Here is a 13,015-nt window from a genome sequence, read left to right on the forward strand (position 1 = left end):
TTGCCGGGAATCCCGTTCGAAATGCGGTCGCGCTGCCGGAGAGCCTCCTGGTACAGGTGGCGTATGACGACAGAGGTACGAGTGTTGCAGCCGGACGAAGGGGACGTCTGGTACGGGAAGCTGGAGCGGGCGTTCAGCGAGGAGGAGACCGCCGAGGAGCGGGCCATGTGGCGGGAGCTGATGGAGCCCGGCCGCTCCCTCGCCGCCTGGGACGACGACGAGATCGTCGGCACCGCGGGCGCGTTCTCCTTCGGCGTGACGGTGCCGGGCGGGGCCTCGGTGCCCACGGCCGGGGTGACGATGGTCAGCGTGCAGCCGACGCACCGCCGCCGCGGGGTGCTGACGGCGATGATGCGGCGGCAGCTGGACGACGTACGGGAGCGGGGCGAGCCGCTGGCGATGCTGACGGCGTCCGAGTCCGCGATCTACGGGCGGTTCGGGTACGGCGCGGCGACGCAGGAGATGCGGATCAAGGCCGACACCACCCGGGTGGCCCCCGCGGAGCTGCCCGGTGTCGACGGCGTACGGCTGCGGCTGATGGAGCCGGGCGAGGCGCTGGCGGCGTGCGAGGCGGTCTACGCGCGGACGGTCGCGGGGCGCGCCGGGATGCTGGTGCGGCCGCCGGGCTGGGACCGGCTGATGATCCTCGACCCGGAGGACGACCGCGACGACGACGAGACGCCGCTGCAGTGCGTGGTGGCCGAGAGCGGCGGAGAAGTGGCCGGATACGCCCGCTACTCCGTGGTGATGGACTGGGCCGAGGCCGGGGCGCAGGGCACGGTCCGGGTGCGGGATCTGGCCGCGACCGATCCGGTGGTGGGCGCCGCGCTGTGGCGCTATCTGTTCGGCATCGACCTGACGACCTGGGTGACCGCGTGGAATCTGCCGGAGGACGATCCGCTGCTGCACCTGGTCCCGGACATGCGGCGGTGTCTGATCGGGCTGCGGGAGTCGGCGTTCGTACGGCCGGTGGAGCTGGGCGCGGCGCTGGCGGCGCGGACGTACCAGGGGCCGGTGGACACGGTGTTGCAGGTGGCCGACCCGTTCTGCCCGTGGAACGAGGGCCGTTGGCGGCTGTCCGGCGACAGCACCGGCGCGACCTGCGAGCGGACCACCGACCCGGCCGAGGTGGCGCTGTCCGTGCGGGAGCTGGGTTCGGCGTATCTGGGCGGCTTCACGCTGTCGGCGATGGCCGGGGCCGGGCGGGTGCAGGAGCTGCGGCCGGGCGCGCTGGCGGCGGCGTCGGTGGCGTTCGGCGGGGATGTCGCGCCGTGGCTGCCGCACGAGTTCTGAGGACGGCGGGCGCGGGCCCGCGGTGACGGCCGGGCCCGCCGGCCAGGCCCGGCTCCGCGACGGTGGCCGGGCCCGTGTCCGGAGCAAGCGGGGCGGGCCCGCTCAGCCCCCGTGCGCCGGCTGGCAGCGCGGGCACCAGAAGAGGTTGCGGGCCGCCAGGCCGGCGGTGCGGATCTCGGTGGTGCACAGGTGGCAGGGCTGGTGGGCGCGGCGGTAGACGTACACCTCGCCGCCGTGGTCGTCGACGCGCGGCGGGCGGCCCATCGCCTCCGGCAGGTGCTCGGGCCGTACGGTGTCGATCCGGTTGTGGCGGACGCCCTCGCGCATCAGGGCGGCGAGGTCGGCCCAGATCGCGTCCCAGTCGTCGCGGGCGAGCGCCCGGCCGGGGAGGTACGGGTCGATGCCGCGGCGGAAGAGGACCTCGGCGCGGTAGACGTTGCCGACGCCCGCGACGACCTTCTGGTCGAGGAGGAGTGCGGCGACGGTGGTGCGGCTGCGGGAGATGCGCCGCCAGGCCCGTTCGCCGTCGTCCTCGGGGCGGAGCGGATCGGGGCCGAGGCGGTCGTGTATCGCCTGCTTCTCGGCGTCGGTGATCAGCGCGCAGGCGGTGGGTCCGCGCAGGTCGGCGTGGTGTTCGCCGGTGGCGAGGCGGAGCCGGACGGTGTCGGTGGCGGGCGGGGCCGGGGCGGTGCCGAAGCCGAGCTTGCCGAAGAGGCCGAGGTGGATGTGGATCCAGCCGGCGGGCCCGAAGCCGAGGAAGAGGTGCTTGCCGTGGGCCTCGGTGCGCTCCAGGACCCGGCCGTCGACGAGCGCCGCACCGGCGGCGAACCGGCCCTGCGGGCTGCTCGCGCGGACCGTCTCGCCCGCGAAGCGCTCGCGGTGGTCGAGGGCGAGGCGGTGGATGGTGTGCCCCTCGGGCATGCGGTGCGTCCTTCAGAAGGTGGTGCGCCCGCTCCCCCGGCGGCCGGGGAAGCGGGCGGCGTCGGGCTCGGAGGCGATCAGCCCTGGGGGTGGTGGGCCGGGATCGGGGGGAGTTCGCCGGTGGTCTCGTACGCCGAGAGCATCTCGATGCGGCGGGTGTGACGCTCCTCGCCGGAGTACGGGGTGGCGAGGAAGATCTCGACGAACCTGGTCGCCTCTTCCAGGGTATGCATCCGGCCACCGACGGAAATCACGTTTGCGTTGTTGTGCTCGCGGCCCAGCTTCGCGGTCTCCTCGCTCCAGGCCAGTGCGGCCCGGACGCCCTTGACCTTGTTGGCGGCGATCTGCTCGCCGTTGCCGGAGCCGCCGATCACGATGCCGAGGGCGTCGGCGTCGGCGGCGGTCCGCTCAGCTGCACGGAGGCAGAACGGGGGGTAGTCGTCCTGGGCGTCGTAAAGGTGGGGACCGCAGTCGACGGGCTCGTGGCCGTGGGCCTTGAGCCAGTCGACGAGGTGGTTCTTGAGGTCGAAACCGGCATGGTCGGAGCCGAGATACACGCGCATGGCATGAGTGTGGCACGAGGAATGCGACCATGTGGCGTCGGGTCTTCGTACATATGGCAGGAAGGTTTCAGCCACTCTTCATACAGCTGAACAGGAACGGCAACGATCCGGAGTCGGATCTTCCTAAGCGGTTGGTGTCACCTGTCTAATGCGGGGACTCGAAACCGAGAACCACTGAAGGACGGTGCACATGGGCACGCACCCGCCTACCACGGACGGGCTTCAGGCAGGACTCAAGAACCGGCATCTGTCGATGATCGCCATCGGTGGCGTCATCGGAGCCGGACTGTTCGTCGGGTCCGGAGCCGGTATCAAGGCCGCCGGACCGGGCATTCTCCTCTCCTACGCACTGACCGGACTTCTGGTCGTGCTCGTCATGCGGATGCTGGGTGAGATGGCCGCGGCCTCCCCCACGTCCGGTTCGTTCTCCGCTTACGCGGACCGTGCGCTCGGCCGCTGGGCCGGGTTCACCATCGGCTGGCTGTACTGGTTCTTCTGGTCGGTCGTACTGGCCGTCGAGGCGACCGCGGCCGCCTCGATCCTGACCAATTGGGTCCCCGCCGTCCCACAGTGGGCGTGGGCGCTGTTGGTCATGATCGTGCTGACCGGTACCAACCTGATCTCCGTCGGCTCGTTCGGCGAGTTCGAGTTCTGGTTCGCCGGTATCAAGGTCGTCGCCATCGTCATCTTCATCATCGTCGGCGCGCTGGCCATCTTCGGTCTGCCCCCGGGCGACCACGCGGTGGGGCTGAGCAACTTCACCGGTCAGGGCGGCTTCCTGCCGAACGGGCCCGGGGCGATCCTCTCCGGCATGCTGCTGGTGGTCTTCTCCTTCATGGGCAGCGAGATCGTCACCCTGGCGGCCAGCGAGTCGCCGAACCCGGTGAAGGCCGTGCGCCAGGCCGTCAACAGCGTCATCTGGCGGATCGCGCTCTTCTACCTCGGCTCGATCGCGGTCATCGTGACGCTGCTGCCGTGGAACGACCCGAAGCTGGACGCGAGCCCGTACGTGGCCGTGCTGGAGTCGCTGAAGATCCCGTACGCGGGCACCGTGATGGACGTCGTCGTGCTGACGGCGGTGCTGTCCTGTCTCAACTCGGGTCTCTACACCGCGTCCCGGATGGCCTTCTCGCTGGGTGAGCGCGGGGACGCGCCGAAGGCGTTCGCGAAGGTCAACAAGGGCGGCGTGCCGGCCGTGGCGATCTGGGCGTCGGTGGCCTTCGGCTTCATCGCGACGATCTTCAGCTACACCTCGCCGGACACCATCTTCCAGTTCCTGCTGAACTCCTCGGGCGCCGTCGCGCTCTTCGTGTGGCTGGTCATCTGCTTCTCCCAGCTGCGGATGCGCAAGGTCATCGAGAAGGAGATGCCGGAGCGGCTGACGGTCCGGATGTGGCTGTACCCGTGGCTGACGTACGCGACGATCGCGCTGATCCTCTTCGTCGTGGGCTACATGTTCTACGACCCGGACGGCCGTAAGCAGATGGTCCTGTCCGTCGTCGCCGCCGTCGTCGTCCTCGCCATCGGTCTGATACTGGACCGCCGCCGTCCCCGCGAGGCCGCCGCCGTTCCGGCGCAGGCTCCGGCCGCCGAGGCACCTGAGGCCGCCGCCGCGCAGGGCGCGGACCGCGCGTAGCCGACCGACACGTAGGGCAGGGGGAACGGGCCGGGCCCCGCAGTCACCACCTGGGTGGGTGCGGGGCCCGGCCCGTTCGCGTGTGCGGCGGCCGTCGGGTCAGCCGCGGCGGCCGGCCAGCTTCCAGGCGGTGGGCAGGGCGCCCATCGCCAGGGCCGCCTTGAGGGCGTCGCCGATCAGGAACGGCACCATCCCGACGGCGAGCGCCTGGCCGAAGGAGATGCCGGTGGACAGCGCGAGGTAGGGGACGCCGACGGCGTAGATCACGGCGAGGCCGACGGCCATCGTCCCGGCGGTGCGCAGCGCGCCCCGGTCGCCGCCGCGGCGGGCCAGCGCGCCGACGACGACGGAGGCCAGCAGCATGCCCAGGACGTAGCCGAAGGTGGCGCCGCCGGGGCCGGACTTCCCCTCGGCGAACCACGGCACGCCCGCCATGCCGACCGCCGCGTACAGCGCGAGGGAGGCGAGGCCGCGGCGGGCGCCGAGCGCGGTGCCCACCAGCAGCGCGGCGAAGGTCTGGCCGGTCACCGGCACCGGGGAGCCCGGGACCGGCAGGGCGATCTGGGCGGCGACGCCGGTGAGGACGGCGCCCCCGGCGACCAGCGCGGCGTCACGGACGCGGGCGCGGGAGGCGGTGGCGGCGGGCAGCAGATCGGCGAGGACCGCACCGGGACGGGTGAGAGCGGCAGTGCTCATCAGAACTCCGCGAAGGTCTAAGGGATACGGACAGGTCGGACCTGAGGGACGTTAGTCCAGCCGGGCCACCGCGATCATCGTGTGGCGGCGACAAAGCGGCGCCGGGCGGCTTGGAGAGTTCCGAACATCCCCCAGCCGGGCCCAGCGAGGCCGTTCGTACGTTCTCTTCGCAGGTCACGTGATGCTTCTCACCAAGAGGGCAGACGTTTTGCGGTGGTCGCCGGGGCGGGGAAACTGTGAAGGACAACAGGCCGCGCCGCGCGCGGGGCCCCGCACCGCGTGAGAGTACGAGCCATGCACGACGCACCACCCTCCTCCGGGAAACCTCCGCTCGGAGAGGGGGTAGGCGAGCGGGAGCCGCTCTCCGGGGGGCTCAAGCAGCGCCATCTGACGATGATGGGGCTCGGCGGGGTGATCGGCGCCGGGCTGTTCGTCGGCTCCGGTGCGGGTATCGCGGTGGCCGGGCCCGGCATCACGGTGTCGTACCTGATCGCGGGCGCGCTGGCGATGCTGATCATGCGGATGCTGGGCGAGATGTCGGCGGCGATGCCGGCGTCCGGGGCGTTCTCGGTGCACGCGGAGCGGGCGCTGGGCCGCTGGGCCGGGTTCAGCGTGGGCTGGCTCTACTGGTTCCTGCTGGTCGTGGTGCTCGCCGTGGAGGCGACGGGCGCGGCGCAGATCGCACACGGCTGGGTGCCGGCGGTGCCGCAGTGGGGCTGGGTGCTCCTCTTCATGGTGGTCTTCACCGGCGCCAACCTCGCCGCGGTGAAGAACTTCGGCGAGTTCGAGTTCTGGTTCGCCACGCTCAAGGTCACCGCGATCGTGCTCTTCCTGGTGCTGAGCCTGCTGGCGATCTTCGGGGTGCTGCCGGACACCGAGCCGGTGGGCCTGTCCAACCTGACCGGGCAGGGCGGCTTCCTGCCGCGCGGCTGGTCCGGGGTGGTCTCCGGGGTGCTGGCGGTGGTGTTCGCGTTCGGCGGTCTGGAGGTCGTCACCATCGCGGCGGCCGAGTCGGACGATCCGGCGCGGGCGGTGGGCCGGGCGGTGCGCAGCGCGGTGTGGCGCATCCTCTTCTTCTACGTCGGCTCGATGCTGGTGATCGTCGCGCTGCTGCCGTGGTCGAAGCTGATCCCGGGGAAGAGCCCGTACGTCGCGGTGCTCGACCATATCGGGATCCCGGGCGCCGGGCTGATCATGAACATCGTGGTGTTCGTGGCGCTGCTGTCGGCGCTGAACGCCAATCTCTACGGCGCCTCCCGGATGATCTTCTCGCTGGCGGAGCGGGGCGAGGCTCCGCGCGGGCTGCTGAAGGTGGCGGGCAGGGGCGTGCCGCGGCGGGCGGTGCTGGCGTCGGTGGCGTTCGGCTTCGTGTCGGTGCTGCTGAATCTCGAGTGGCCGGATTCGGTGTTCCTCTATCTGCTGAACGCGGTCGGCGCGGTGCTGCTCTTCGTCTGGGCGCTGATCGCCGTCTCGCAGCTGCGGCTGCGGCGCCGGATCGAGCAGGAGGCGCCGGAGAAGCTGACCCTGCGGATGTGGGCGTTCCCCTATCTGACCTGGGCAGCGCTGGCGGGGATGGCCGCGGTGCTGGTGCTGATGCTGACCGACGCCACCGCCCGGCCGCAGCTGCTGTGGTCGACGGGGGCCACCGCGCTGGTCCTGCTGGTCGCCGCCGTCCGGGAAGTACGTGGCTGGACATCCCGGCGCTGAGGCGGAGGTATACCGCCTTGTATGGGCTTGTGGTGGCATACGACGATGACCTGGACACGTACGGTCACGATCACGTCTGAATACCGAACATTCGCTGCATGCCTGTTGCCCTGAGCGGACACCGCCGCCCAGACTGAGCGCGCTTCACCGAGGACCCCTCGTTTACGCGCCATACGCAGGGCTGTGCCTTGCCACCGCGGGCGGGGGGCCGGGGGTCGGCGGCGGAGGCGTACAGGTCGCAGCCCCGGGAGAACGCAGGTTCCGCTCGCTCTCACCACTGGGACAGGTACGACATGAATGGAATACCCCCGTCCGCCGCGGCCGCGCGTGAGCGGTCCGAAGCGGACCAGGGCGGCGACGGCGGGCCCTCGCTGTCCAACGGCCTGAAGCAGCGCCATCTGTCGATGATCGCCCTGGGCGGGGTGATCGGCGCCGGGCTCTTCGTCGGCTCCGGTGCGGGCATCGCCGCCGCCGGGCCCTCGATCGTCCTCGCCTACGCGGTCTCCGGTGCGCTGGTCATGCTGATCATGCGGATGCTGGGCGAGATGGCCGCGGCGAACCCGGCGTCCGGGTCGTTCTCGGTGCACGCCGGGCGGTCGATCGGGCCGTGGGCCGGGTTCACCGCCGGCTGGATGTTCACCGCGCTGCTGTGTGTGGCGGTGGCCGCCGAGGCGATCGGCGCGGCGGGCATCATGACGCAGTGGTTCCCGGGCACCCAGACGTGGATGTGGGTGCTGCTCTTCATGGTGATCTTCTGCGGCGCCAACCTCGCGGCGGTCAGCAACTTCGGTGAGTTCGAGTTCTGGTTCGCCGCTCTGAAGGTCGCCGCGATCGGCATCTTCCTGATCCTGGGCCTGCTGGCGATCTTCGGCGCGCTGCCGGGCACCGCCGCGCCGGGCGCCTCCCATCTCACCGGCGACGGCGGCTTCCTGCCCAAGGGTGTGGACGGCCTGATGGTCGGTCTGCTGGCGTCGGTCTTCGCGTACGGCGGTCTGGAGACGGTGACGATCGCGGCCGCCGAGTCGAAGGACCCGGTGCGCGGGGTGGCGCGGGCGGTGCGGACCGCGATGTGGCGGATCGCCCTCTTCTACGTCGGCTCGATGGCGATCATCGTCACCGTCATCCCGTGGGACGAGCCCTCGATCACCAAGAGCGGCCCGTACGTCGCGGTCCTCGACTACCTGAACATCCCGGCGGCCGGGCAGATCATGAACGTGGTCATCCTGGTGGCGCTGCTGTCCGCGATGAACGCCAACATCTACGGCTCGTCCCGGATGGCGTTCTCGCTGACCGCGCGCGGGCAGGGCCCGGCCTTCCTCGGCAAGGTCAGCGGCGGGGTGCCGCGCCGTGCGGTGGTGCTCTGCTCGGCGTTCGGATTCCTCGCGGTGCTCTTCAGCTTCTGGTGGCCGACGACGGTCTTCCAGTGGCTGCTCAACATGGTCGGCGCCGCGGTGCTGGTGGTGTGGGGCTTCATCGCCGCCGCCCAGCTGCGGATGCGCCGTCAGCTGGAGCGGGAGTCGCCGGAGAAGCTGGTCGTGAAGATGTGGGCGTTCCCGTTCCTGACGTGGGTGGCGCTGGCCGGTATCGCGGCGGTGCTGCTGCTGATGCTGCGCGACGGCGACCAGCGGGTCCAACTGCTGTTCACCGGCGGGTTCGCGCTGGTGCTGGCCGTGATCGGGCTGCTGCGCTCGAAGCTGGGCCGCACTCACGCGGAGGGCGAGCGGCCGGCGGCCGGCTGACCGGACCGCACCCCTGCGTACGAGGCGGGGCGGGACTCCTCCGGGGGTCCCGCCCCGCCTCCGTCTTTGGGACCAGGCAGCCCGCCCTTGCCGGGCCGGTGATCGCCCCGGCTGGTAGCGTAGCGAGCGTTCTTGCACACCAATTGCAATAGCTCCCTGTTGCAATAAGAAGGCGTAAGCAGTTGGAGAGGCTGGGCACATGGCGACCTACACCCTTCCGGAGCTCCCCTACGACTACTCGGCGCTGGCCCCGGTCATCAGCCCCGAGATCATCGAGCTGCACCACGACAAGCACCACGCGGCCTACGTGAAGGGTGCGAACGACACCCTGGAGCAGCTCGCCGAGGCCCGCGACAAGGGGCAGTGGGGCGGCATCAACGGGCTGGAGAAGAACCTCGCGTTCCACCTCTCCGGGCACATCCTGCACAGCATCTACTGGCACAACATGAGCGGTGACGGCGGCGGCGAGCCCGACGCCAAGGACGGTGTGGGCGAGCTGGCCGACGCCATCGCCGAGAGCTTCGGCTCGTACGCCGGTTTCAAGGCCCAGCTGACGAAGGCCGCCGCCACCACGCAGGGCTCCGGCTGGGGCGTGCTCGCCTACGAGCCGGTCAGCGGCCGGCTGATCGTCGAGCAGATCTACGACCACCAGGGCAACGTCGGCCAGGGCTCGGTGCCGATCCTGGTCTTCGACGCCTGGGAGCACGCCTTCTACCTCCAGTACAAGAACCAGAAGGTCGACTTCATCGAGGCGATGTGGCAGGTCGTCAACTGGCAGGACGTGGCCAAGCGCTACGCCGCCGCCAAGGAGCGCGCGCACACGCTGCTGCTGGCGCCGTGACACCCCCCGTGCGTCCTGCCTCGTGATCGTCTTCTCAACCTTCACCCGGCAGGCGGAAGAACGGCAGGGCCCCGCGAGGACGTGACTCGCGGGGCCCTGCCCATTAACCGTTGTGGATCAGTCGAAGACCGGACCGGCCGTGCGGGTCCGCTTGATCTCGTAGAAGCCGGGGACGGAGGCGACCATCAGGGTGCCGTCCCACAGCCTGGCGGCCTCCTCGCCCTTGGGGGCGGGTGTGACGACCGGGCCGAAGAAGGCGATCTGTCCGCCGTCCGCGCCGGGCACCGCGATGACCGGCGTGCCGACGTCCTGCCCGACCAGTTCGATGCCCTCCTTGTGGGAGGTGCGCAGCGCGGTGTCGTACGCATCGGAGTCGGCGGCCTCGATCAGCTCGGCGGGCAGCCCGGCGTCGGCGAGAGCCGCCTCGATGGCGGCGCGGTGGCGGCCCATGCCCTCGTTGTGCATCCGGGTGCCGAGCGCGGTGTAGAGCGGGCCGAGGACATCGCTGCCGAAGCGCTGCTCGGCGGCGATGCAGACCCGCACCGGGGCCCAGGAGAAGCCGCCGGGCCGCATCGGCTCGGCGTACTCCGGCGGGAGGTCGTCGAGGCGGTTCTCGTTGAGCACCGCGAGGCTCATGACATGCCAGCGGACCTCGACCGGGCGGACCTTCTCCACCTCCAGCATCCAACGGGACGTCATCCACGCCCAGGGGCACAGCGGATCGAACCAGAAGTCTGCGGGGGTCTTCGCGGTGTCGGGCACAGGCTCTCCTCAAGTGCGGTGGGTGCCGGGGCGTACGCCGGTCGGCGCCCGCTTCAACAGAGTGCGACCGTGCCATGATTCCCGTGTTCGACCGGTGGACCACGGAACCGGAAGAAGACCACGAAAAGACGAAGGAGTCAGAGCGTGCCAGGTGAGAATCTGTCCCGGGACGAGGCCCACGAGCGCGGACGGCTGCTGAGCGTCGACGGGTACGACGTGGCGCTGGACGTGCGGTCGGCGGTGAAGGGCGAGGACACCTTCCGCTCGCTGACCACGATCCGCTTCCGCTGCGCCGAGCCGGGCGCCACCACCTTCGCGGACCTGCTGGCGCCGTCGGTGACGTCGGTGACGCTCAACGGCACGGCCCTGGACCCGTCGGCGGTCTTCGACGGCACCCGCATCACGCTCGCCGGTCTCGCGGCGGAGAACACCCTGACCGTCGACGCGCAGTGCGCCTACAGCCGCACCGGCGAGGGCCTGCACCGCTTCGTGGACCCCGAGGACGGCGAGGTCTACCTCTACACGCAGTACGAGCCCGCCGACGCCCGCCGGGTCTTCGCCAATTTCGAACAGCCCGACCTCAAGGCCCCGTTCACCTTCGAGGTGACCGCGCCCGAGGAGTGGCTGGTGCTCAGCAACGGCGCCGAAGAGGGCGAGCCGTCCGGCGGCCGCCACCGCTTCGCGACGACGCAGCCGATCTCCACGTACATCACCGCGGTGGTCGCCGGGCCGTACCACTACGAGCGCGACAGCTACCGGCGGACGTTCGAGGACGGCACCACGCTGACGATCCCGCTGGGCGCGCTCTGCCGCAAGGGACTGGCAAAGCACTTCGACGCGGACGACATCTTCACCGTCACCAAGCAGGGCCTGGACTTCTTCCACGAGCACTTCGACTACCCGTACCCGTTCGGCAAGTACGACCAGGCGTTCGTCCCGGAGTACAACATCGGGGCGATGGAGAACCCGGGCTGTGTGACCTTCCGTGAGGAGTTCGTCTTCCGCGGCAAGGTCACCGAGGCGTCGTACGAGCGCCGGGCCAACGTCATCCTGCACGAGATGGCGCACATGTGGTTCGGCGACCTCGTCACCATGGAGTGGTGGGACGACCTGTGGCTCAAGGAGTCGTTCGCGGACTACATGGGCGCCCTGTCGCTGGTCGAGGCGACGCGCTTCCGCAACGGCTGGATCACCTTCGCCAACAACCGCAAGGCATGGGCCTACCGCGCCGACCAGCTGCCGTCCACCCACCCGGTCACCGCCGACATCCATGACCTGGAGGACGCCAAGCTCAACTTCGACGGCATCACGTACGCCAAGGGCGCCTCGGTCCTCAAGCAGCTGGTGGCGTACGCGGGACGGGACGCGTTCCTGGAGGGCGCCCGCCGCTACTTCAAGCGGCACGCCTACGGCAACACCCGGCTGGGCGATCTGCTGTCGGTGCTGGAGGAGACCTCCGGCCGCGACATGGCCGCCTGGTCGCGCGCCTGGCTCCAGACCGCCGGGGTCAACGCGCTGACCCCGCAGGTCACCTACGACGCGCAGGACCACATCACCGAACTGGTCGTCCTCCAGGAGGCCGCCGCCTCCCACCCGGAGCTGCGGCCGCACCGGGTGGCGGTCGGCCTCTACCGGCGGGAGGACGCGGGCGGCGCGCTGGAGCGCTACGCCCGCGCCGAGGTCGACGTCGCGGGGCCGCGCACCGTCGTCACGGAGCTGGCGGGCGCCGAGCGGCCCGAGCTGATCCTCGTCAACGACGACGATCTGACGTACTGCAAGACCCGCTTCGACGAGGGCTCGCTCGCCACCCTCGGCGCCCGCCTCGGCGACCTCTCCGACCCCCTGGCGCGGGCCCTGTGCTGGTCGGCGGTGTGGGGGCTGACCCGCGACGGGCTGATGCCGGCCCGGGACTACCTGGACCTGGTGCTGCGGTTCGCCGGGCGGGAGAGCGACATCGGGGTGCTCCAGACGCTGCACGGACAGGCGCAGGGGGCACTGCGGTCGTACACCGCGCCGGAGCACCAGGAGGCGATGGCCCGCACGCTGGCCGAGGGCGCGCTGCACGAGCTGCGGATCGCGGCGCCCGGCAGCGACCACCAGCTGGCCTGGGCCCGGCACTTCGCCGCGGTCGCCACCCGGCCGTCCGACCTCCAGCTGCTGCGCGGACTGCTGGACGGCACCGCGCGGATCGACGGTCTCGACGTGGACCAGGAGCTGCGCTGGGCGTTCCTGGCGTCGCTGGCGTCGGAGGACGCGGCCGACGCCGCCGCCGTCGAGGCCGAGCTGTCCCGCGACGACACCGCGTCCGGCAAGCGGCACCAGGTCCGCTGTCTGGCCGCCCGGCCGGACGCCGGCGTCAAGGCGCAGGCGTGGGCCGACGTGGTGGAGTCCGACGCGCTGTCCAACGCGCTGGTGGAGGCCACCATCAGCGGCTTCGCCCGGCCCGGCCAGGGCGAGCTGCTGGCGCCGTACGGCGAGCGGTACTTCGCGGCGATCGAGCGGATCTGGCAGGAGCGGTCGATCGAGATCGGCATGGCCGTGGTCCGCGGTCTCTTCCCGTTCTGGCAGATCGAGCAGGCCACGCTGGACGCCACCGACGCCTGGCTGACCGCGCACACGGACGCCGCGCCCGCGCTGCGCCGTCTGGTGTCGGAGCAGCGCGACGACCTGGCGCGGGCGCTGCGGGCCCGGGCCTGCGACGCGGCGGCGGGCCCGCGGGACTGACGGACGCCGGGGCCGGCCGGTCCGGGGCGGTGGGGGGGAGAGGTCACTGATGCCCCGTCCCGCCGCCCCCCCCCCCCCCCCCCCCCCCCCCCCACCAAAGTCTCCCCTTCCTCCCCCCCGCGTTGCACAAACC

General features: G+C 71.2%; 10 protein-coding genes. 6 read left to right on the forward strand and 4 right to left on the reverse strand.

Going from position 1 to position 13,015, the window contains the following annotated elements:
* Positions 1–63: 63 nt before the first annotated feature.
* Positions 64–1,293: a GNAT family N-acetyltransferase gene (locus ACZ4U4_RS25020; protein ID WP_467878313.1), complete on the forward strand. Its 1,230-nt coding sequence runs from the start codon at positions 64–66 to the stop codon at positions 1,291–1,293.
* A 102-nt stretch (positions 1,294–1,395) separates the two neighbouring features.
* On the opposite strand, the gene ACZ4U4_RS25025 is transcribed toward ACZ4U4_RS25020, so the two are convergent.
* Positions 1,396–2,214: an Fpg/Nei family DNA glycosylase gene (locus tag ACZ4U4_RS25025; protein ID WP_467878315.1), complete on the reverse strand. Its 819-nt coding sequence runs from the start codon at positions 2,212–2,214 to the stop codon at positions 1,396–1,398.
* Positions 2,215–2,291: 77 nt separating this feature from the next.
* On the reverse strand, positions 2,292–2,777 hold the full coding sequence (locus ACZ4U4_RS25030; protein ID WP_030283928.1) for a ribose-5-phosphate isomerase: 486 nt from the start codon (positions 2,775–2,777) through the stop codon (positions 2,292–2,294).
* A 190-nt stretch (positions 2,778–2,967) separates the two neighbouring features.
* Here ACZ4U4_RS25030 and ACZ4U4_RS25035 point away from each other — a divergent pair, with 190 nt between their 5' ends.
* Complete coding sequence (locus tag ACZ4U4_RS25035) at positions 2,968–4,413, forward strand: amino acid permease (protein ID WP_467878316.1); 1,446 nt, start codon at positions 2,968–2,970, stop codon at positions 4,411–4,413.
* A 99-nt stretch (positions 4,414–4,512) separates the two neighbouring features.
* Here ACZ4U4_RS25035 and ACZ4U4_RS25040 read toward each other — a convergent pair whose 3' ends face one another.
* Positions 4,513–5,109 (reverse strand): biotin transporter BioY, encoded by a 597-nt coding sequence (locus tag ACZ4U4_RS25040; RefSeq protein ID WP_391643777.1) that lies wholly within the window; start codon positions 5,107–5,109, stop codon positions 4,513–4,515.
* 294 nt (positions 5,110–5,403) lie between these two features.
* Here ACZ4U4_RS25040 and ACZ4U4_RS25045 point away from each other — a divergent pair, with 294 nt between their 5' ends.
* From ACZ4U4_RS25045 to ACZ4U4_RS25055, 3 genes are all read left to right on the forward strand, one after another.
* Positions 5,404–6,816: an amino acid permease gene (locus ACZ4U4_RS25045; RefSeq protein WP_467878321.1), complete on the forward strand. Its 1,413-nt coding sequence runs from the start codon at positions 5,404–5,406 to the stop codon at positions 6,814–6,816.
* A 293-nt stretch (positions 6,817–7,109) separates the two neighbouring features.
* Positions 7,110–8,555: an amino acid permease gene (locus ACZ4U4_RS25050; RefSeq protein ID WP_467878324.1), complete on the forward strand. Its 1,446-nt coding sequence runs from the start codon at positions 7,110–7,112 to the stop codon at positions 8,553–8,555.
* 199 nt (positions 8,556–8,754) lie between these two features.
* On the forward strand, positions 8,755–9,396 hold the full coding sequence (locus ACZ4U4_RS25055; RefSeq protein ID WP_467878327.1) for a superoxide dismutase: 642 nt from the start codon (positions 8,755–8,757) through the stop codon (positions 9,394–9,396).
* Between the two features lie 117 nt (positions 9,397–9,513).
* Here ACZ4U4_RS25055 and ACZ4U4_RS25060 read toward each other — a convergent pair whose 3' ends face one another.
* Positions 9,514–10,158, reverse strand: coding sequence for a mycothiol-dependent nitroreductase Rv2466c family protein (locus ACZ4U4_RS25060; RefSeq protein WP_467878330.1), 645 nt, complete (start codon positions 10,156–10,158; stop codon positions 9,514–9,516).
* Between the two features lie 144 nt (positions 10,159–10,302).
* Between ACZ4U4_RS25060 and pepN the strand changes: the two genes are divergently transcribed.
* Entirely contained in the window at positions 10,303–12,882 is a 2,580-nt protein-coding gene (pepN, locus tag ACZ4U4_RS25065) for an aminopeptidase N (RefSeq protein WP_467878333.1), read from the forward strand.
* The last annotated feature ends 133 nt before the right edge of the window (positions 12,883–13,015 follow it).

This window comes from Streptomyces sp. NPDC029159 (assembly GCF_055564055.1).

What these genes read in the sequence shown, in the direction of transcription:
- ACZ4U4_RS25035 (WP_467878316.1), top strand. Translation starts at nt 2,968, where the DNA reads ATGGGCACGCACCCGCCTACCACGGACGGGCTTCAGGCAGGACTCAAG.
- ACZ4U4_RS25020 (WP_467878313.1), top strand. Translation starts at nt 64, where the DNA reads ATGACGACAGAGGTACGAGTGTTGCAGCCGGACGAAGGGGACGTCTGG.
- ACZ4U4_RS25030 (WP_030283928.1), bottom strand. Translation starts at nt 2,777, where the DNA reads ATGCGCGTGTATCTCGGCTCCGACCATGCCGGTTTCGACCTCAAGAAC.
- ACZ4U4_RS25055 (WP_467878327.1), top strand. Translation starts at nt 8,755, where the DNA reads ATGGCGACCTACACCCTTCCGGAGCTCCCCTACGACTACTCGGCGCTG.
- ACZ4U4_RS25050 (WP_467878324.1), top strand. Translation starts at nt 7,110, where the DNA reads ATGAATGGAATACCCCCGTCCGCCGCGGCCGCGCGTGAGCGGTCCGAA.
- ACZ4U4_RS25040 (WP_391643777.1), bottom strand. Translation starts at nt 5,109, where the DNA reads ATGAGCACTGCCGCTCTCACCCGTCCCGGTGCGGTCCTCGCCGATCTG.
- ACZ4U4_RS25025 (WP_467878315.1), bottom strand. Translation starts at nt 2,214, where the DNA reads ATGCCCGAGGGGCACACCATCCACCGCCTCGCCCTCGACCACCGCGAG.
- ACZ4U4_RS25045 (WP_467878321.1), top strand. Translation starts at nt 5,404, where the DNA reads ATGCACGACGCACCACCCTCCTCCGGGAAACCTCCGCTCGGAGAGGGG.